Genomic DNA, 21,501 nt, shown 5'->3' on the forward strand with positions numbered 1-21,501 from the left:
CCTTCAATCCTATATCTCCTTGCAATCATGAGGGCTTTCGTATAACCTTCAATCCTTTTTTTTCTTGGAAGGAGTTTTGTCTTATGGGATAAAGCAATCTTAGACCATTTTTGCTTCTTGAAATAACTTGCTATTCTATTGACCGTCTCTAAAGGTAATTCCCTCTTCATCTGATAAAAAATACCAGGCCTCATCATAAGATAGCTTAGAGAGGCTTCCCTAATACCGACCTTAAAAAGAGCATTAAATAAAGAGCTCAAGCCCTCTTCTGAGTCTGTAATATTTGGAAATATCGGATCTAACCTCACCTCCACTTGCAATCCTTTATCTTTTAATCGTTTTATATTTCCTATTCTCTGATCTGGAGAAGCAGCACCCGGCTCAAAAATTTCTTGGTAGCTCTTCTCCAATGAAACGAGTCCAATCTGGACGTAAATCTTATCCTTCCTCTTGCTAAATAAATGAATAAACTCATCAGGTATATAACCCTTTGTCAAGAAGGAGATCCCTATATCTCTCTCTAACAAGAACCTCATCAAATCAAAGGTCGTCTGTAGAATCTCTCCCTCAGGCTGAAAACAATCAGAAGAAGTATTAAAACAGATATATAAAGGTTTGGGTTTCTTTCTTCTTGGATTATCCAGATCGGCTTTGATTAACTCTCGAAGGTTATGATAGAGATGGATTGTCCCTTTTGGTGGTGCGCCTCTATACACATTAGCATAGCAATATACACAATAAAAACTGCAGCCTCGTGTTATATTGATTACCGGGACGTCATTGAGACATCCAAAACCTGCTGGTTTTAAGACCTTACTTTTCCTTTCTTCTTTTAATATCTTTATCAATCAATCACCGACCGAACAATTGATATTTCAACGTTTTCAATTGAAAACGTATTTATATTACAGTTTTCCCTACTTTTAGTCAATAAAAAATGTTTTTATTACTAAATATAAATTTAAATTTATAATAGTTTAAAAACCAGTTGTTTTAAAACATAACATTAATTATTTTTTCTCAAAAATGCGAAAAATTCCATTTTTTTACAATTTATCGCCTTTTTGTTTATTATTTTCATGAGCTCAGTGCAATCATTTATCCTAGTACTAAAACCTATTTTTTCTAATCTTAACTTAGTTTCGAGCAAAAAAAAGGGATAAATATCGCACCAAAGGATCGAAACAAGTTTTACATTTTGTATCTCCTCCCATCTCATCTCTATCCTTTGACCATTTCTTTTTACTCCTATGATCCCCCCATCGGTGGTAATTAATTTCCATGGAAGTCCTAAAAACCTTAACTGATCTCTTATGCCTGTAACAAAGATTATTAAAGAAACAAGAGACAAAAATATTACTGCTCCCTTTTTTTGAGATAAGGTTAGCAAAAACATTGCAATAGCAATCCAAGCAATTATATAAAGGCTTTCCCTCCATTGGTTCAGAAAGCTATAAGTATAAATCTTTTTTGAATCGGTTTGTTCCTTGTCTGATTTGAAAGCATGCATAAAATAGTCTTTCTTCATTTAGGCTTGAGGGAGAACTATGCCTACCTGGGTTCCAGGGAAATAAGAAAGACCATAATTCCTCGTTTTCCCTCTATCCCAAGGAGGTATGATAGACAACTTTCCTGTACCAGAACGAATCGAGATCTTTCCTTTCCACTTGATAACAAACCTTCTCACATTATTGAGACCCTGACCTCTCCCTAAATCTTTATATCTTGATGCGCCGTGAAGAAGTGCCTTTTCAATTGCGAAAGTATCATCCCATTTATCCCTATATAGAGGGAAAAATCTCTCCTCTAAAGATTTCTTAATTCCTATGCCTAGGTCCATAATAGCAATCTTCACGATATTCTTTCCAAGCCTCTTCAAATAAAAATATTTTTGGATTCCAACATATCCAGTATTTTCGCTATGTTCTAAAATGTTCTGACAGAGTTCTGATAGGGATACGATGAATCCATTAATAGTGGATGAATCGTAACTGAGGTGAGTAGATAGTATTGAAAAGGCTCTGCTTTTTACCTTTGTTACAATCGAATGAATATCTTCAGTTCTTTCGATTCTTGTTATCTCCAAAAGCACATCACTGTCTTCTATCCTTGAATATTTCTTCTCATAAATATAGGATAAATTATCAAAAGAATAGCTTCTTTGGGCATATTGAAAGAAGTTCATTCTCTCAAGATATCTATAAACATCTTCCAATTGTGGTAAGCTTAAATGAGGTTTTTTGTTTAGGTCATTTAGATAATCTCCAATCTCTAAAAGACCTACCATACCATAAGGATCTATAAAATTGACATCTTTCAAGTCAATAATGAATCTGCCTACTTCATCGGATAAACCTTCTGCAATCTGTTCTATTAAATTATCAAAGGTTCCTTCATCTAAAGATACTGAAGGGATGAGAACTTTTTCCATCTTTTGCACAATAGGATTTTTCTCTATAATTAATCATTTATTAAGAAGTGTTATAAAAATTATGCGTTATTTATTTTTTCCTCTCTTAAAACATCAACTACTCTTTTTATATCCTCAGGAAGGGGTATCTCGAATTCCATATATTTCTTCTTTCTTGGGTGAGTAAATCCTAGTTTATATGCATGCAGGGCCTGTCTTTTTAATCCTGAAAGTGCCATTTTAAATTGGCTTCTATCTTTGCTAATGGTCAACTTCCTTCCATAAACACTATCTCCTAATACAGGATGTCTGATATACGCCATGTGAACCCTTATCTGGTGGGTTCTTCCTGTCTTCATCATAATTTCTAAGAGTGTAAATCCTATAAATCTCTCTATGACTCTGTATTCTGATATTGCTATTCTTCCCCTATCTTTCAGAACAGCCATTTTTTTTCTATGGGCAGGGTCTCTTCCAATGAAAGTTTCTACCAGGCCGTTATTATCTTTAACTGCTCCCTTAACAAGAACCAAGTAGGCTTTTTTTATGGTCCTTTTTTTTAGCTGTTGTGATAGCGCTTCGTGAGTCAAGTCATCCTTTGCTATTAATAAGAGCCCTGAAGTGTCCTTGTCTAATCTGTGAAGAATCCCAGGTCTTTCAATTCCTCCTATTCCTGACAGGTCTTTGCAGTAATGCATTAATGCATTTACCAAAGTCCCGGAGTAGTTGCCTGGAGCTGGATGGACAACCATCCTTGGAGGTTTATTGACTATAATGAGAAATTTATCCTCATAAACAATATTGAGAGGGATATCCTCCCCTTTTATATCTAAAGGCTTGGGAGGAGGAATCACTACTTCAATGCTATCTCCCTCTTTGAGGATATAATGGGGTTTTCTTTTTTTTTTATTAACTTTGATTGAGCCTGATAAGATTAATTTTTTGATATAGCTTCTAGACAAAGATAGGTCTTTTTCTTTCAGAAAACTATCAACACGTAAACCATATTCATCTTTATTAACACAAAAGTGATAAAGCTTTCTCATGTTTTATCTCTGATAATTAAGACAAAAAAAGATATCTTTTATCTTGAGTACATTAAAGTTAGAATAAAGATAATAACCCCAACAGTAATGCTAGAATCAGCAATATTAAAGGAAGGCCAGTGATATTCATACCAGTGGAAATCGAGAAAATCTATTACTTCTCCTAATCTTATCCTGTCTATAAGATTCCCAACAGCCCCAGCAAATATCATCGATAGTCCAATCTGGGGAATATATTTTCTCTCGGGTAAGTTTTTATACAAAAAGATTATAGCCGTCATGGCAAGTAGAGTTGCAATGATAAAAAAGGAAAGGGCAAAAATAGAATCATTATTGGACAAAAGTCCAAAGGCAACACCCTTATTTCTGATATGGGTTATGGAAAATATATTTTCTATAATCTCAATGTTCTGATATAAACCGATTGTTCTCTCAATATAGACCTTGGTTATCTGGTCTAAAAAGGTAATTCCAAGAACAATGAGAACAAATAGATATTTTTTTTTCAATGATTAACTGATTTTCCTTTCTATTTGATGTTCGAAATACATCTTTCGCATATCGTGGGATAATCTTTTTCCTTCCCTACCGTCTCGCTAATAATCCAGCACCTCTCACACTTTTTACCCTTGGAAGGAGAAACGGAAACACCCAAACCTTTTATAAGATCACTCATGAAGATATCTTTAGGAAAATTCTTATCTTCATTCATATTCAGACATGAAACGATACAGATTGACGTCAATTCTTCTGAATAATCCTTAATCTGCTGTAAGATATGAGGAGGAACATAAAGATCAACACAGGCGTCCAAAGAGTGTCCGATTAATTTGTCTTTCCTCGCAATCTCTAATACCTTGTATATCTCTCCTCTCACATCTAAAATAAGCTCCCATCGTTTCTCTAATTCATTATCTATATAATCCTGATTGACATCAGGAAATCTCGATAAATGTATAGACCTTTCTTTATCATCAAATGACGGTAGATATTCCCAGACCTCTTCTGCAGTAAAGCTTAGTACAGGAGCCATTAATTGTAACATTCTTAGGAGTATCTCATATATGGTTGTCTGGGCCGCTCTCCTCTCTTTGGACTTTTTTCTTGATGTATAAAGCCTGTCCTTTAATATATCCAGATAGAAGGCGCTGAGATCTACAGTACAGAAATTATGAAAGGCATGAAAAAAAACATGAAACTCATATGATGCATATGCTTTTCTGATTCTATCGATCAGTTTTTGAAGCCTGTGTAGCATTAACCTATCCAGATGAGGAAGTTCATTATAAGAAACCATATGAGATTTGGGATCAAAGTCATAAAGGTTTCCCAGAATATATCTGCATGTGTTTCTGATCCTTCGATAGGCCTCGCTCAGCCTCATAAGTATTTCATCAGAGATTCTGATATCCTCTCTGTAGTTCTCTGAAGAAACCCAGAGACGCAGTATCTCAGCACCATATTTATCGATTACCTGGTCTGGGGCAATCACATTCCCAGCAGACTTTGACATCTTCTTTCCCTCTCCATCAACCACATATCCATGTGTCAGAACAGATTCGTAAGGAGCTTCTCCCTCTGTGCCTACAGAAGCTAAAAGAGAGCTATGAAACCAACCTCTGTGCTGGTCGCTTCCCTCTAAATACATATCAGCAGGCCACTCCAAATCTCTCTTGTTTTTCAATACTGCAGCATGACTTACCCCTGAGTCAAACCATACATCCAGAATATCCTCTTCCTTATTAAATTCCTCATGATTACATGATGGACATCGAGAACCTTCAGGAATGAGTTCTTTCTCATTCCTTTCAAACCAGACATCCGCACCAGACTTCTCCACTAACTTTGCTATATGCTCAGATATTTCTTGAGAAGCCAAGATCTCACCGCAATTTTTGCAATGAAAAACAGTTATAGGAACACCCCATGCCCTCTGTCTGGATATACACCAATCAGGCCGGTCTTCTATCATACTGTATATCCTTTCTTCTCCCCAAGACGGAATCCACTCAACCCCTCTTATCTTTTCAAGAGCCTTTTTCCTCAGGTTGTTCTTTTCCATAGAGATAAACCATTGTGAAGTGGCCCTGAAAATAATAGGATTCTTGCACCTCCAGCAGTGAGGATAGGAATGACTCACTTCATCTTCTTTTAAGAGATAGCCTTCTTTTTTAAGCTTATCATTTATTGGACGATTGGCCTTCCAGACCTCCATACCACCAAAAAATTTCAGGTCAGGAACAAATCTTCCCTTAGAATCTACTGGATTATAGACATCAAGACCATATCGTAACCCGATTTCATAATCCTCTTGACCATGACCCGGAGCTGTATGAACGCAACCAGTACCCTGCTCTAGAGTAACATGTTCACCCAGAATAACAGGAGATTCTCTATCCATAAAGGGGTGCATTAATCTTATACCCTCCAATTCCTCACCAGAAAATATCTCAATAATCTGGTAGCGATCTATTCCTAATACCATCATAACATTTGTAAGGAGCTCCTTAGCTATAATCAATATCTCTTCGTTAACATTTACAGCACAGTACTCAAAGTCTGGATGGAGACATACAGCAAGATTTGCAGGAAGCGTCCATGGTGTTGTTGTCCAGATAACAATATTTATATTCTCAAACTGCTGTAGCTTTTGAATTCTTTCAGGTAGAGGAAAAATCAAGGGGAACTTTACAAAGATTGAAGGAGATTTATGGTCAAAATACTCTACTTCTGCCTCTGCTAGTGCTGTTTCACAGCTAGTGCACCAGTATACAGGTTTTAATCCCTTATAAACCCCTCCATTGCGTATAAATTTCCCAAGCTCCCTGATAATGGTGGCTTCATATTCATAACTCATTGTAAGATAAGGATTATCCCAGTCACCAAACACCCCTAATCTTTTAAACTCATCTCTCTGGATATTAATATATTTATCAGCAAAGTTCCTACACAACTTTCTTATCTGGTTCTTTGAAAGATTTTCTCCTCTTTTTCCTATCTCCTGCATGACCTGATGCTCTATAGGAAGACCATGACAGTCCCAACCAGGAATAAAAACAGCATTATACCCTTCCATGGTCTTTATCTTGACTACAATATCCTTTAAAATCTTGTTAAGGGCAGTGCCAATATGGATATGTCCATTAGCATAAGGAGGCCCATCATGTAAGATATATTTAGGGCACTCTTGGAATTTTTCTCTTATAAGGTGATAGATCTTCTGTTCAGACCATTTCTTGAGCCTATCTACCTCTTTTTTAGAAAGGTTGGCCTTCATGGGAAAATCTGTCTTGGGTAAATTTAGTGTATCTTTAATTTCCATCTTTTCTCCTCTAGATTCTTCCCCAGCTCATAAACCTATCTTCATGGCTTCTTTAACCTGCTCCATTGTCTTCTGTGCTTCTTTTCTTACCTTTATGCTTCCCTGTTCAAATATCTCCATTACTTTTTTGGGTTTTTTGCAAAGTTTTTCTCTCTTTTCATAATAGGGCCTTAAAAACTCTATGAGATTCTTAGCAAGGATTCCTTTACATTCTGTACAGCCTATAGAAGCGGTTCTGCATCCTTTTGCTATCTCTGCAACCTGACCTTTGGGCGTAAAGATTTTGTGATACTGATACACCGTACTTACTTCAGGATCTCCACGGTCTGTTCTTCTTGCCCTTTGGGGGTCTGTAAGCATCATTGTTACCTTTTTTTCTATCTCAGATGGGTGGTCTGATAGATAGATAGCATTGTTATAGCTCTTGCTCATCTTCCGACCATCTATGCCAGGCAGCTTGGATACCTTAGACAGTTTTGCCTCTGGTTCCACAAAGACCTTTTTACCATAGATATGATGAAACCTCCTCACAATCTCTCTGGTCAATTCTAGATGGGGAAGCTGGTCTATACCAACGGGCACAAAGTTTGCCTTGTAGATAATAATATCAGCGGACTGTAATACAGGATAACCGAGAAAACCGTATGTTGCTAAATCTCTGTTTTTAATCTCCTCCTGCTTTTCTTTATATGTTGGGTTTCGCTCCAGCCAAGGAATAGGTGTGATCATGGACAAAAGGAGATGAAGCTCTGCATGCTCTGGAACCAGTGATTGAATAAACAGGTTGCTCTTATTGGGATCTAGACCAGCGCTTAGCCAATCAACGGCAATCTCAAAAATGTTTGACTTTATCTCATGAGTATCTTCATAATTCGTGCTCAGGGCATGCCAATCTGCTATAAAATAGAAACATTCAAAATCGTTTTGGAGTTCTTTCCAGTTCTGAAGGGCTCCAAGCAAGTTCCCTAAGTGCAACTTTCCAGATGCCTGCATACCACTCAGAACTCTTTTTTTACTCAAATCCACTCTCCTTATTTATATTGCCATATATAGAAAGATTCCTGTTACTTCTTGGATAAGAGGAAATATCAAGCGATCAATCGCACCGCTAAATATCAGCACCAAAAGTATGATAAAGCCATACGGCTCTATCTGCCTAAACCGTATCGCTTTCTTCGGGGATAAAACTCCAGAGAGAATCCTCCCACCGTCCAGAGGGGGGATAGGTATAAGATTAAAGATAGCAAGGGCGACATTAATATTCACACTTACAAAAATCATTTTGATCAAGAATTTAAAAAAGACCTCGCTTCTTATATAGGGTGCCATATAAAATAGATATTTCATTATAAAAACACTTATACCCGCTAAAATGAGATTGCTGACCGGCCCAGCTAAAGCAATCCAGAGCATCTCCTTGTGAGGATTTTTAAGGTTTTTCGCATTGACAGGAACAGGCTTAGCCCAGCCTATAATTCTCGTTAAAAAAAAGACAAGTGTCCCTACTGGATCAAGATGCTTTATGGGATTTAATGTCAAGCGCCCAGACAATCGTGCAGTGGGATCTCCCATTTTATCGGCTACCCAGCCATGTGCTAATTCATGAAAGGTAACTGCCAATAAAACTGGGACCAACATTACTGAAATCTGTTCTATAAATAAATTCAGATTCATCAAACTCCTTCATAGAATAAATTCAAAAATAATATTAATACTAAACCAGATGAAACTTGTCAATTATTAAGTGGGATGAACAAAGGTTTTCTTTACACATTTTATCTCATCCCTTTTTGTTTTGAGTTCTCCATTTATCTTCAAGTTTCTTACACAATCTAAAATATTCTTAAATTCAGAACCCGGCTCCAACCCCAATTTTATCAAATCACCCCCTGAAATCTTTATTTTGATATTTCTCAATTTTGTAAGATAAAGAGAGAGAAATCTGCTCGATTTTGTTCCCTTTGTCTCTGACATAATATATAAAAGGGCCTCTATTGAGAGGGAATGGAAAAGATTATACAGCTCACTGTTTTTAAAGTCCCCTTTATTCCTCAGTATTGACAATACCCCTCTGATGCTCCTTCTATCCTCCTTTAACCTCTTTTTCAATCTTTCAGATAAAAGAAGGGTACGTGTCAGTTCTTCAATCTCTCTCATAGTCAAGTTATTTATCAACCCCAAGAAGTAAACATACCAATTATCAACCTTTAAATCTAAAAAAGAGAGCTCAACCCAAGCAAGGACATCCACTATGTTCTTGAAAAGGGCATTCTTCTCATCTGTAAATTTAATCTTTGGATGTATAAACCTAAGAACATCCAATTGAGACATCCTTCTTACCATCTTTAGTGGATATCTATCATTAAGCATATGGAGTAATTCTACATAGAGCCTCTTTCCAGCCAAACGACCATAAAGGTCTTTTTTGATAGCGTTTTCTATCAAAACCATGGTATGTTTTCCAATGGTTAAATTAAATCTCTGTTCAAATCTTATTGCCCTTAACACTCTTGTAGGATCTTCAACAAAACTCAGGTTATGAAGTACACGAAGAACTCTGTCCTTCAAATCTCTTTGCCCTCCAAAAAAATCAATTAAAGTATAAGGGTCTTTTCCATTAAGCTTTATAGCTAGGGCATTGATTGTAAAATCTCTCCTTAAAAGGTCATTCTTTATTGATCCAAATTCTACAATCGGAGGAGCAGAAGGGTATTCGTAATACTCAAGCCTTGCAGAGGCAATATCTATCTTAAAATTATCTGGAAGTACAATCACCGCTGTAGCAAATTTCTTATGACTTCTTACTCTCCCCGAAAGCCCCTTTGCCAGTTGATGCGCAAAACTGATTCCATCTCCTTCCACAACTAGGTCTATATCAAAATTCTCAACCCTCATTAACAGGTCTCTTACAAAACCCCCAGCTGTATATACTGAAATGCCCTCTCTATCAGCAACCTCGCCCGCTTTTTTAAATATCTTTCTTATCCGTTCTGAAAGCCTTTCTCGGATTAAACCTTTTAGATTTTTAGTATGAGAATAACGCTCTGAAACTTTATCCCTTTCTAATATTGAGGGCTTCTTCAAAAGGTCATCATGTAAAACTTGCATTACCAATCCCCTGGTTATCCCACCAATGAGATGTCCATTGTTCTTGTCTACAACAGGAACAAGCTTCTGAAGTCTGCCAATGACCCATTCTTCTATCTCATGGAAAGGCGTATCTGGGTAAGCCTTATAAAATTCGCTTAACATAAACTCAGTAACCTTCTCATTCTCAAACTTATGAAATATTGCCTTTTCCACCGTCTGCCTCGTGATAATACCTATGGGTTCTTCGTTATCAATAATGGGAAGTGCATTCATATTGTATCTTGTCATAATCTCTTCAGCTTCTTTTATTGTACTATCAATTTCTATTGTCTTTATAGGAGAGGTCATAATATCCTCTGCAAGCTTAACAAGATGAATTCTTTCTTTTAATATATTTAACAATTTTTCCTTTGACTGGACCAAGGTCATTCCTTTAATAGAAGCCGATGCTGCAGTAGGATGCCCACCACCCCCAAACTCAGACGTAATCTCGGACACATCAACAGCCTCTATCCTGCTTCTTGCTATCATGTGAATCCTATTCCCCATTCTTGCCAGTGTAAAAAGAACGTTTAAGTTTTCCATATCCTTAAGCTTGTGAGCCAAAACGGCTAAGTCCCCTATATAACTTTCAGAGGATGCTGTGGTTATATCTATCTCGACACCATTGATATTGTATTTCTCACAATTCTGTATGAGATCATTAAGAAGGGAAACTTGGTCCCCTGTCAATTCTCTTGATATGAAATCTGAAACTGTGTTTAGATTTGCTCCTTTAGATAATAGATATGAAGCTGCCTCAAGATCTTCTGGTGTAGTGGAACTGAATGTTAAAGAACCCGTATCCTCATAGATACCCAAAGCCATAATAGTAGCCTCTTCAGAGCTGATAGAAATTCCCTTCTCTTTTAATATTTCTACAAATATCGTTATTGTAGAACCCCTCTCCTTAATGAACTCCTGACTTCCCTTAATATCTTTTTCTCTTGAGGGGTGATGGTCGTATATATGGATATCCATACCTGATTTATTTACAATCTTTGAAAAGGGTCCTATTCTACCCTTCTGCATTGTATCTACTAATACCAATAGTGTTATATCTTGCAGATTAATATTCTTCAGTTTTTCAAATCCAAAGGAATAGTTAGAGTATTTAAGAAAATCTCTGAGGTTTTTCTCTAAAGAGCCGGAGAATACCAATCTTGCCTCGGGATACAATTTTTTTGCTGAAAGCATAGAGGCTAAACAGTCAAAATCTGCATTGAGATGGGTTGTAACAATCTGCATATTAAAATTTCATAAAAAAGACTATTGATATAAAATCTAGCTAATTGGATTCTATTTGGTGAATGATTGGAAAGCTCTAAAACCCCATCAAGCCTTGACAGATATTTTATTATCCTACTATTAGTTCTTTCACCTTTTTAAATCAATCCATTTTTTATCCAGTTTAGCTATTCCCTCCCATCCACGATCAATATATAAAGCATCTAAAATAGCACAAGCCATCATAGCTTCTGTAACTGCATATATCCTTCCTAATAAGGTAGGGTCTCTTCTTGTTATCGGGGAGAGTTTTTCCTCTTTCATTTTTTTCATGTTTATGCTTGGCTGTTCAACAGAAACTGTTGGTGTAGGTTTTACCGCTATTCTAACAAGAATATCCTCTCCACTACTTATTCCTCCTAAAATACCACCAGCATTATTAGTCTTAAATCGAACTTTTCCATTTTTTAGATAGGGATGGTCATTGAACTCGCTCCCTTTCATATTCCTGCATTCAAATCCTGCTCCGTACTCAACTCCCATAACTGCACCGATACTGAACAGGGCATGGGCAATCGTTGCTTTTAATTTATCAAAAACAGGCTCTCCTAATCCAGCTGGAACATTATGGACTATAAGTTCTATTACTCCACCGCCAGTGTCTCCCTCGTCTTTTATCTTTAGCAATTTCTTTGTCATTTTTTCAGCAGCCTCTAAGTCAGGACAGTTAATTTCATTTTTTCTGTAATTCTTTTTTATTTCTCTAAAGCTCATTTCTTTGGCTTTTATGCCCATACATTCTTTTGTATAGCCTATAACTTCAATACCTTCTCTTGCTAATATAATTTTAGCAACTGCACCGCCTGCTACTCTTCCAACAGTCTCTCTTCCTGAAGCTCTGCCTGCACCACACCAATCAGCTGCTTCTCCATATTTGATAAAGTAAGTATATTCAGCATGCCCCGGTCTGATAAGGTCCTTATAACCACGATATTGATCTATATGGATTTTTTGAGTATCAACATTATAGATAATCAATCCAAGAGGCGCTCCAGTAGTAACGCCGTCCTGACCAAGACCAGCAAAAATATGTACTTGGTCTGTCTCTTTTCTCGGACTGTCTAACTTACCCTGGCCCGGTCTTCTTTTATCCATCTCTTTTTGTATCATCTGATCTGTAATCTTTAGGCCAGGTGGAACACCATCAACTATTACTGCTAAACCACTCCCTTTGCCAATACCATAAGATTCACCACAAGTAGTAATTCTGAATAATCTTCCAAATGTATTTCCCATCATTTTAAATTACCTCCCTTAACTAAAATTCCATTTTTACAAAACTCCGCTCCGCAGAGTTTCTTTTATGCCTCAGACTACAATTTTTTAAAACGCATATTAGCTTAAAAGCCAAAATTGGTATTGCTATGGTTGGAAAACTAGCATATTCAAATCTCATTGAAAAAATTATACATAATTAAAATATATTACTCTTTTTTACGCTCTTCGTCAAACCATTTACCTCCATATAATTTTAAAAATTACGATTAGGAAACAAATAGAATAATTCATAAAAAATGGGGCAAAAAGCCCACTTGGAATATTCCTGCCCAAATGGATATCTTTTATTAGTTCAAAGAGTTACACTTGTTAACCTTATTGACTACTGGGTTGATTACCCCATAATTTATGCAATGAAATTTTCAATTAAAATTTCTTTTTCCAATAATGTATTAAAAATCAATATATTAAATCATTATAGTTGTTCCTATTCATATTGGTATATTCATTGCTTTTAATGAATAGTGAATAATAGGAAGGAGGTGAAGATATGGGAGAAATAACAGGAGTTGACATGAATATAAGTAAAAATATAGAAAATGAGATTGTTGTAGAAAAAACGAAAAGCGAAGAAGATCAAGAAGATCTCTCCTTAAAAAGAGAGAAAATAGAGAAAAGTGAAATAGATGAAAGATTAATCAGGGAAGAGAATCAAGAGAGGGCTAGAAAAGAAGCTATGAAAAAGGAAGGCGTTGGAAACTATATTGATGATTTAATCTAAATTGAAAATCATTTGAAATTCTAAGGAGGGAGAAAAATTGATAGATAGAATTACTCCCAATATAAATTCATTGGTTGCCTTAAGGAACATAAGGATAAATAAAGCTAATTTAAACAAATCATTAGAGAGATTAGCTACAGGAAGAAGGATTAATAGAGGAGCTGATGATCCTGCTGGTTTATCAATATCAGAAACTTTACGTGCTGAAGCTAGAGGTTTAGAACAGGCATCAAGAAATATTGACCATGGTTTAAGCATGATTCAAACAGCAGAAGGTGGACTTAGTCAAATAGGTGGCTTGTTAGAAAGGGCTTTTGAACTGGCAGTTCAGGCCTCAAATGGAACAAATAGTCCTGCTCAAAGTACAGCACTTGATAATGAATTTCAGACGATAAAAGCTGAGATTGACAGAATTTCCCAAAGTTCAGAGTTTAACGGCCAGAAACTTCTTAATGGTGAACTTGCTCCTGGTTCTGCTACGCAAAAAGATGTGCAGGTATCAACAGACAGTTCAGTACAAAGCAGAATAAATCTAAATGTAATAGAAAATATGAGTCCAGCAAATCTGGGTATTGATGGTCTGGATTTATCCACGCCAGAAAATGCTCAAAATGCGCTTAGTGCAATAGAAAATGCAATTTCTAACGTATCTCAGACCAGAGGAAGTATTGGAGCATTACAGAATAGGTTTACATCTGCAGCTCAAGGTCTCGGGATTAGTATTGAAAATATTCGCGCTTCTGAGTCCTTGATAAGAGATGCGGACTTTGCTTATGAGACCGCAAATTTGAAAAAAAATATGAACCTTTTTCAAACATCTCTAAAATCACTGGCTTTAGCAACCACGCAGGGAGATACAAAAGGTAGTATTTTAAATATTATTAGGTAAATTTAATTTGAAATAAAATCAAAAAAAGATTTTATTGAACTGACTACTGCTTTCTGACAGGAACGAAAGAAATAGAATTTACCGTAAAACTATTATTTTTGTATTGAACTTCTATACCTTCTGAGTAGAATTTTTGGATTTTTATTAAATCATCTGTGAAATATTCTATATTCGGCTTACCATAGAGCTGTTCGATATTCCTAATATCAATCTTTACTATAGGTTTTGTATCAATCCTTTCCACCTTGAGGGTTTTTTGATTAATAATAATGTTCACTTCTTCTGTCCCTGGAGGGGCCTTTTCAGAATTATATTTAAGCGTCTTATATTCTTTATGAGGATGAGAAAGCCAAATTATAGAAGGTTCTCCCAAAATAGCCCTTACTAACCTTTCATCTGTATGACCCGGAATAATGCCGTTCCATGAGGCTCCAAATGTATTTACGAAAAAAATAAAGATAATAAATATAGTCAAAAACAGTTTTTTAAACATTCCCTTTTTTTTAATAATCCTTTTTAAATTTTAAAATTAAAGATTTTTTTCTATTTTCTAAATCTACAATCTCTTTCTTGACCTCTTTTTTGGGACAAATACTATAGGCTTTCTTGAATTCCTTTAAGGCAGCCTCTATCCTCTTTATTTTTACATTTCCCTCTTTAATATTATCACTTTTCTTAAGATACTCATACCCTTTTTTTATGTAAATCTCATATAATTTAGACTTATTCTTTCTTTTTTTTATCCAGTTAATAAAAAAAATAGCCCAAAGAAATGATATTATAAAAATGACCCAGTTCATTAATTCAATATATCAAATTAAAAGCCAGATTAATTTAATAAAAGCTACTCATTATCTTTTACCTCTAATTCTAACTCTAATCTTTCTTTTTTCTTTTTGATTTCAGCCTCTTTTCTCCCTTCTTCATGTTGTCTTTGTTCTAATTGTCTTTTTAACTCAGAGGTTAAATCATCGAGTATTTTGTTTCGCTCTCTAGCTCTCTCTAACTCTAGAATCAAGGCCTTTTTATGGGTTTTCTCTAAATTTTTTTTTCTTTCTAATTCAAGGGAAAGATCGCTCTTTTTTGTCAATAAAAGTTCCCTTAGATTTTCTATCCTATCTAGTTTTTTAAAAGTTATTGTTATAGAGTCTTCTGCCTTGGTTCCATCTGAGGCATTTGCGGTAGCGGATATCTTATTTAATCCATCTCCTACAGGAACAGAAGCGATAAAATCTCCTGTTGGATTTAAAACAATTTCCTGAGCCCGTTCAGTAAAGGTAGAATTTATGACATCTACAAAATCTAGCTCGGCAAAAGAGGTCTTTGACAAAACTGTAATAATATCCCCTGGATTTGGTACTGCAGTAAATATTCCTCTTGATTGCCTCGAAATTTCTTCTAGTGTATAAGTTTCTCGAAGAGAATCTGTGCCCAAGGAAAAGGTGTTGATCTTGATATTGGCAATACTGGCTAGTTGAGCGGCACTTATTGCAAGACTTTTATCTTCTGGGTCAGAAACGCTGGCACTACCAACCGGAAATGTAGGAACACCATCTGATAAAAGGAGGATGATTTTCTGTGTATTGGGTTTATATAAGCTAACACTGCTTTTCGTTCCTGAAAGCTCTGATATGGCAACTCTAATCCCCTCAGAAATATTTGTTCCCCCACTTGCTCCCTCTTGATATATTTGATTCAAAGCCCTATTTACTAATCTAAAATCTGATGTTAAAGGTTGCTTCAAAAAGGCATCAGGTGTAGCTGGATTAACCATGAAGGTTCTATCTCCATCGTAACCTGTTCCTGGAAGAAAATCCCCGCCAAACTTTACCATACCAACCCGAGTAGTATTGGGATCTAGCTGTTTTAAAAGATTTTTTGCGGCTTGAACCTCAGCGGCCAGTACTGAATCTCCAGGGTCGGTTATTTTAGAACCGATCAACAACCCGAATATTCTAACTTCTTTAACCTTTCTGCCTATAATACCATTTTGATTTACATCTACTCCTGAAGGCCTTCCAGTACTACCAGAAGAGTCGATAGCTATCATAAGATCCACTAATGGTATATCTTCGCTTTTGGCAAAGGCATGGCCTTCTATAACGACATGGTTTGACGGTAGGACAATTGTAGCTCCATCAGATGGATATTCTATTTTAATATTTATGTCAGTTGAATTGGCATTGATTGATATAGTAAGAAAGAAAATAAAAAAAATTATAACTATTTTTTTTAGATTCATTAAAATTCAATAATTGCCCAATCTTAATTTTTGTTTTATGTCTTCTTTATCTTGGAGTAACTTTTTTATTTTACCATTAAATTCATTTAACTTTTCTCTCTTTTCTTTTATCTCCTTATCAGAAAAGCATCCTTCATTCTCTAAAAATTCCTTTTGTTTTATTAAAGATTCTAATTCTTCTTCAATCTTTAATATCCTTTTCTTGAGTTCTTTTTGTCCCATAAGAACTTACCCCTTTAAAAATCATTAATTTTTAACAATTTTAACAGAAATAAAAAAAATACTTCAAGAGATTTTTAAAGTCTGAAAAATGATCGGTCTTTTATGACACCTTCTCGTATTTATTTTTTATTTTGATAATCTAATACAATAATCAGTATTTTTCTACAGCATTCCCTTCAATTTCAACGACAACAGCTCGGTTTAACATATCTACCGATATAACCAATCTCTGCTTCTTCTCATGAATATCTAAAAGGATACCTACTGCTCCTTCCAATGGTCCAGAGACAACTATTACCTTATCACCTTTCTTAAGATAGGGGTGATAGTTAATAGTAAGGCCAGAATCAACAACTGTCTTTATTGAACTTATTTGTTCGTCAGGTACTGGATACGGTTCATTTGAATATCCTAGCAAATTTGCAACACCTAGTGTCTTTAAAATTTCTAACCATCGGTCTTTATTAAGTTCAAAATCTACAAAGAGGTATCCAGGGAAAAGGGGTCTCAGTATCTTTTTCTTCCTATCTTTTCTCTTGCTCCATGTCTCTATCATAGGAAGAAAAATCTTAAATGATTTATTCAACAATCGATCTTTCACTTTCTGCTCATGTCTGCTCTTAGTCCTCACAGCATACCAATTCTCTATTATGTTCTTTCCTTTAAGGCTGTTATATATCCCTTCTACAACTTCTTTAATATCTTTCTCGGAATTATCAAAATTAAAATTTGCTATCTTTTCATATAAAAGGGCCTGTTCGTGATATAATTTTCTGAAAGATTCCTCAGGATTCTCTTGATCGATAAATTCTGCCATACCATTTTTCATAATCCTTTGATAAAGAATATCAGGTTTTACAGATATGTTGACAATTGTATTTTTTCTGAGATTGTTAAGAATTCCCTCATCTAAAAAGGGTGTTTCACTCCCCAAGGATATAATTTGTTTTCTATTCTTTAAAATCTCTTCTAACCCTTCTCTTTCCAGATTCTTGAAACCCTCCTTGCCTTCCTTTTTATAAATTTCACTAAATCCAAGCTTTACTCCTTTTTTCTTAAAATAGAGTCTTTCTATAAATGAAACGATATCGACAAATTCCCAATGAAACCTCTCAGACAGTAGTTTTCCAAGAGTAGATTTTCCGCTAGCTTTAAATCCTGTCAATATGAGATTCATGTTATTTTTTCTATAATATAATTAACTTATAACTTTTTTATTTTTTTTAGCTTTATTCTATCGAGATTTGTATTAATAAAATCTAATATAGTGTTCACATCTTCTTCTAAATTATCTGTAAGGTTTATCCATTTAATATTTTCGACTTTCTTAAACCATGTTATCTGTCTCTTTGCATATCTCTTGGTATCTCTCTTTATTAGGCTTATTGCCTTATCTAAGTCATGCTTCCCTTTCAGAAAGCTAATAATCTGTTTATACCCTATTCCCATCATAGAATGCAATTCTTCAGAATACCCCATATCTAACAATCTCTTTACCTCATCAACTAAACCTTCACCAATCATTAAATCAACCCTTGACTCAATTCTTTTATATAAATCTTTTCTATCTTTTTCTAAGCCAATGATTATCGGTATATAAGAAATTTTTTCTAGAGAAAAATTTACTTGAAAATAAGATATAGGCTTACCAGTCTTTTCGTATACTTCAAGAGCTCTTATAACTCTCATTATATCCATAGGATGAATCCTGTTTGCTGACTCTGGATCTATTTTTTTTAGTCTTGTATGAAGAGACTCTTTCCCAAAGTGATTGGCATATTCAGTAAAGGTCTTTCTCAGTTTATGGTCTGCTTGAGGCCCTTCAAAAAGGCCATAAATAATAGCGCTTAAGTATAGGCCGCTTCCCCCCACAAGCAAAGGGATCATATCTTTCTGGAAAAGAGAAAATATCACCTTTCTTGCTTTTGTTCCATATTTTCCTGCAGAAAAATATTCATCAGGATAGATAATATCAATGAGGTGATGTTTTACCAAAGAGAGAATCTTTGATGAAGGTTTAGCTGTCCCAATATTCATAAATTTATATATCTGCCTAGAATCAACATTTATTATTTCAGAATTTAAAATCAGAGCAATTTTTACTGAAATATCTGTTTTTCCTACGCACGTTGGACCAACAATGGCAATAATGGGAATTCTTTTTTTCATAGTTAATAATAAAAAAGCAGGGTGTATCCCTGCTTTTGTATCTCATAAAAAATTATATAAATATGAAAATTATTCTTACTTTGATGTAATATTTAACTATCTACCATCTCCTTAAGTTCCTTTCCAGCCTTAAAGAAAGGTACTTTTTTGGCAGGTATATGCACTACTACACCTGTCTTGGGATTTCGACCCTGCCTTGGCTTTCTGCTGCGAACCCTAAAGCTCCCAAAACCTCGCAGTTCCACCTTATCTCCATTACTCAATGCATCAGTAATACTTCCGAAAATAGTATTTACAATTACTTCTGTCTGTTTTTTCGTTAGATCAATTTTATCCGCGAGTTTCTCTACCAGTTCTGCTTTGGTCATATCTCTTTATCCTCCTTTCCATAAAAATTTTTTTTAAGCTATCACAATAACTATTTATATGTCAAGTATTTTTACATTTTTAATACTGCCAAATATACTGAAATTTAAAATTATATCCATTCCTAAAGTCATACCCAAAAAATTTATTAAATAATTTGTTATTTAATAATCGGAAAAGTAACCCTTTTTTGAATTTCTCCCTTACTATTTTTGGCTCTCCCTCTATTCCGGTCATTTTTGCAGCCTCTGAAATAGCATCCTGTAAATTTCCTAAACCATCAACTAATCCTAGTTCCACTGCCTGTTTTCCTGAAAAGATTCTACCATCAGCAAGTCTTTTTATCTTTTCTAATGGTAAATTTCTTCCTGAAGCTACTGCACTCACAAACTGTTCATATACATCATCAATTACCCTCTTAAGGATTTCTCTGTCTTCCTCTGATAGAGATCTCGTAGCTACTCCTATATCTTTGTATTTGCCACTTTTTATTATTTCTGTTTTTAGACCAACTTTTCTCATTAACTCTTCTATATTAGGGAACTCCATTATTACTCCAATACTTCCAGTAATAGTCCCGGGATTGGCTATGATCTTGTTTGAGGCTGAAGCAATATAATATCCACCTGAAGCAGCAATAGTTCCCATGGATGATACAACCTTTTTGCCTTTGTTCTTTACCTTTAATACTTCTTTATATATCTCTTGGGAGGGGACAACTCCTCCTCCTGGACTGTCAATCCTGAGAATAATTCCCTTTACAGAACTGTCTTTAGCGTATTCTCGAATCTGTTTTATTATTTCTTCAGAATCAGAAATAGTACCTATAATATCAACAACAGCTATTTTATCTCTACCCATCAACATAACATTTTTCTTTTTTATGAAAAGATCGGTAAATAAAAAGGTTAGAAGAATAAATACTGAAAAAAGACCAGCTAAAACGAGAGAAATTTTAAAAAGATTTTTTTTCATTTTTTAATGTTTATTTACTCTGTTGGTTCTTAAGTTATCTCGATTTTTTTTGGGATAGAAATAAGTCTAAAAAAAAAGAAGAAAACATTCTAATTTTGATTTTAAAAACTCGGCTTTCTTTTTTAAATTTACATCTTTTTTAAAATAACTTTCTAAGAAGTCACGAGAGTTAGAGCTATTTTTCTGTTCTCAACATCTATCTTAATGATTTTAACAGTAACTTCTTCCCCAACTTTGACCACATCTTTAGGTTCATCAACCTTTCCTTCGCCTAATTCTGACACATGTATGAGACCTTCAATACCATCGTCTAACTCTGCAAAAGCCCCAAAATTGGTAATTTTAACAATCTTTGCCTTTACTTCAGAACCAATTTTAAAATTTTCTTCTATGTGTTCCCATGGATCTTTCGTTAGCTGCTTTAAACCTAGAGATAGACGTTCATTTTCCTTGTCAACATTTAAAACCAGGGACTCTATCTTTTGACCTTTTTTATATATCTGGGACGCATCCTTAACTTTTTGAGACCAAGAAATATCAGAAATATGAATCAACCCTTCAATCCCATCTTCCAGAGTTACAAATATACCAAAATCGGTTGTATTTCTAACCTTTCCAGAAACCACTGTTCCCTTTTGGTATTTCTCTTCCGCAAGAGACCAAGGATTGGGCTCGATTTGTTTCATACCCAAGGATATTTTTCTTTCTTCTTTTTTTAAACTTAAAACAATAATCTCTACTTTATCACCAATAGCAACGATCTTAGAAGCATGTCTTATTCTCTTGTTCCATGACATCTCTGATACATGCACTAATCCCTCTACTCCCTTCTCTAATTCAATAAATGCACCATAATCAGTTATGCTTACCACTTTACCTTCAACCTTTGAACCAACTGGGTATTTGGTATCAATATCGCTCCAAGGATCAGGGGTAGTTTGTTTCAATCCCAAAGATACCTGCTCTTTTTCCCTTTCAAATTTCAATACCATGACTTTAGCCTTATCACCAATCACAAAAAGCTCCGAAGGATGACTTACTCTACCCCATGACATATCAGTTATATGAAGAAGACCATCGATCCCTCCAAGGTCTATAAATGCTCCATATTCTGTGATATTCTTTACTACACCTTCTAAAATCTGTCCCTCATCCAAGGTTTTTAGAATACTCTCTCTCGCCTTTTCTCGCTCTTTTTCTAAAAGAATCCGTCGAGATAAAACAATGCTACCCCTCTTTTTATCTAATTTTATAACCTTCATTTTAAATGTCTTACCAACCAGTTTATCCATGTCTCTTATAGGATGTAGATCGATCTGAGAACCTGGAAGAAAAGCCTTTATACCGACATCTACACTCATTCCTCCTTTGATTCTGGACATTATCTTCCCTTCTATAATCTCATTATTTTTATATGATTTTTCTAATTCATCCCAAATTTTTAT

General features: G+C 35.0%; 20 protein-coding genes. 2 read left to right on the top strand and 18 right to left on the bottom strand.

Annotated features, from left to right (window positions below; all coding sequences use genetic code 11):
* From VMW81_01645 to aroC, 10 genes are all read right to left on the bottom strand, one after another.
* Nucleotides 1–848 (bottom strand): radical SAM protein (locus tag VMW81_01645; protein HUU49645.1); only part of this gene is annotated, 848 nt, incomplete at its 3' end.
* A gap of 158 nt (nt 849–1,006) precedes the next feature.
* The gene (locus VMW81_01650; GenBank protein ID HUU49646.1) at nt 1,007–1,510 is read right to left on the bottom strand and encodes a hypothetical protein; all 504 of its coding nucleotides are present in this window, start codon (nt 1,508–1,510) and stop codon (nt 1,007–1,009) included.
* 18 nt (nt 1,511–1,528) lie between these two features.
* Nucleotides 1,529–2,431 (bottom strand): ATP-binding protein, encoded by a 903-nt coding sequence (locus VMW81_01655; GenBank protein ID HUU49647.1) that lies wholly within the window; start codon nt 2,429–2,431, stop codon nt 1,529–1,531.
* Between the two features lie 59 nt (nt 2,432–2,490).
* Nucleotides 2,491–3,456 (bottom strand): RluA family pseudouridine synthase, encoded by a 966-nt coding sequence (locus tag VMW81_01660; GenBank protein ID HUU49648.1) that lies wholly within the window; start codon nt 3,454–3,456, stop codon nt 2,491–2,493.
* A gap of 38 nt (nt 3,457–3,494) precedes the next feature.
* On the bottom strand, nt 3,495–3,965 hold the full coding sequence (gene lspA / locus VMW81_01665) for a signal peptidase II (protein HUU49649.1): 471 nt from the start codon (nt 3,963–3,965) through the stop codon (nt 3,495–3,497).
* A gap of 20 nt (nt 3,966–3,985) precedes the next feature.
* The gene (gene ileS, locus VMW81_01670; protein HUU49650.1) at nt 3,986–6,778 is read right to left on the bottom strand and encodes an isoleucine--tRNA ligase; all 2,793 of its coding nucleotides are present in this window, start codon (nt 6,776–6,778) and stop codon (nt 3,986–3,988) included.
* A gap of 27 nt (nt 6,779–6,805) precedes the next feature.
* Nucleotides 6,806–7,798: a tryptophan--tRNA ligase gene (gene trpS, locus VMW81_01675; protein HUU49651.1), complete on the bottom strand. Its 993-nt coding sequence runs from the start codon at nt 7,796–7,798 to the stop codon at nt 6,806–6,808.
* Between the two features lie 15 nt (nt 7,799–7,813).
* Entirely contained in the window at nt 7,814–8,452 is a 639-nt protein-coding gene (locus VMW81_01680) for a site-2 protease family protein (GenBank protein HUU49652.1), read from the bottom strand.
* Between the two features lie 66 nt (nt 8,453–8,518).
* A complete protein-coding gene (locus VMW81_01685; protein HUU49653.1) occupies nt 8,519–11,155 on the bottom strand; it encodes a CBS domain-containing protein in 2,637 nt (878 codons plus the stop codon).
* 129 nt (nt 11,156–11,284) lie between these two features.
* Nucleotides 11,285–12,433, bottom strand: a complete 1,149-nt coding sequence (gene aroC, locus VMW81_01690) for a chorismate synthase (GenBank protein ID HUU49654.1) — start codon at nt 12,431–12,433, stop codon at nt 11,285–11,287.
* A 529-nt stretch (nt 12,434–12,962) separates the two neighbouring features.
* On the opposite strand from aroC, the gene VMW81_01695 reads away from it, so the two are divergent.
* Together VMW81_01695 and VMW81_01700 are read left to right on the top strand one after the other, a co-directional pair.
* Complete coding sequence (locus tag VMW81_01695) at nt 12,963–13,193, top strand: hypothetical protein (GenBank protein HUU49655.1); 231 nt, start codon at nt 12,963–12,965, stop codon at nt 13,191–13,193.
* A 37-nt stretch (nt 13,194–13,230) separates the two neighbouring features.
* Nucleotides 13,231–14,082, top strand: a complete 852-nt coding sequence (locus VMW81_01700) for a flagellin (protein ID HUU49656.1) — start codon at nt 13,231–13,233, stop codon at nt 14,080–14,082.
* A 43-nt stretch (nt 14,083–14,125) separates the two neighbouring features.
* Here the strand turns inward: VMW81_01700 and VMW81_01705 are convergent, their stop codons facing one another.
* The 8 genes from VMW81_01705 to VMW81_01740 form a co-directional block, all read right to left on the bottom strand.
* Complete coding sequence (locus tag VMW81_01705; protein HUU49657.1) at nt 14,126–14,575, bottom strand: hypothetical protein; 450 nt, start codon at nt 14,573–14,575, stop codon at nt 14,126–14,128.
* Between the two features lie 351 nt (nt 14,576–14,926).
* On the bottom strand, nt 14,927–16,324 hold the full coding sequence (locus VMW81_01710) for a VWA domain-containing protein (protein HUU49658.1): 1,398 nt from the start codon (nt 16,322–16,324) through the stop codon (nt 14,927–14,929).
* 6 nt (nt 16,325–16,330) lie between these two features.
* The gene (locus VMW81_01715; protein HUU49659.1) at nt 16,331–16,546 is read right to left on the bottom strand and encodes a hypothetical protein; all 216 of its coding nucleotides are present in this window, start codon (nt 16,544–16,546) and stop codon (nt 16,331–16,333) included.
* A 151-nt stretch (nt 16,547–16,697) separates the two neighbouring features.
* Nucleotides 16,698–17,723: a UpxY family transcription antiterminator gene (locus VMW81_01720; protein HUU49660.1), complete on the bottom strand. Its 1,026-nt coding sequence runs from the start codon at nt 17,721–17,723 to the stop codon at nt 16,698–16,700.
* Between the two features lie 26 nt (nt 17,724–17,749).
* A complete protein-coding gene (gene miaA, locus VMW81_01725; GenBank protein HUU49661.1) occupies nt 17,750–18,715 on the bottom strand; it encodes a tRNA (adenosine(37)-N6)-dimethylallyltransferase MiaA in 966 nt (321 codons plus the stop codon).
* Between the two features lie 92 nt (nt 18,716–18,807).
* Nucleotides 18,808–19,083 carry an integration host factor subunit beta gene (locus VMW81_01730; protein HUU49662.1) on the bottom strand — a complete coding sequence of 92 codons (276 nt, stop codon included), beginning with the start codon at nt 19,081–19,083 and terminating at the stop codon, nt 18,808–18,810.
* Nucleotides 19,084–19,162: 79 nt separating this feature from the next.
* Nucleotides 19,163–19,948, bottom strand: coding sequence for a signal peptide peptidase SppA (sppA, locus tag VMW81_01735; protein ID HUU49663.1), 786 nt, complete (start codon nt 19,946–19,948; stop codon nt 19,163–19,165).
* Between the two features lie 260 nt (nt 19,949–20,208).
* Nucleotides 20,209–21,501 (bottom strand): 30S ribosomal protein S1 (locus VMW81_01740; GenBank protein ID HUU49664.1); only part of this gene is annotated, 1,293 nt, incomplete at its 5' end.

This window comes from Nitrospinota bacterium, from assembly GCA_035528715.1.
In the GTDB taxonomy this organism is placed as follows: domain Bacteria; phylum JADFOP01; class JADFOP01; order DATKYB01; family DATKYB01; genus DATKYB01.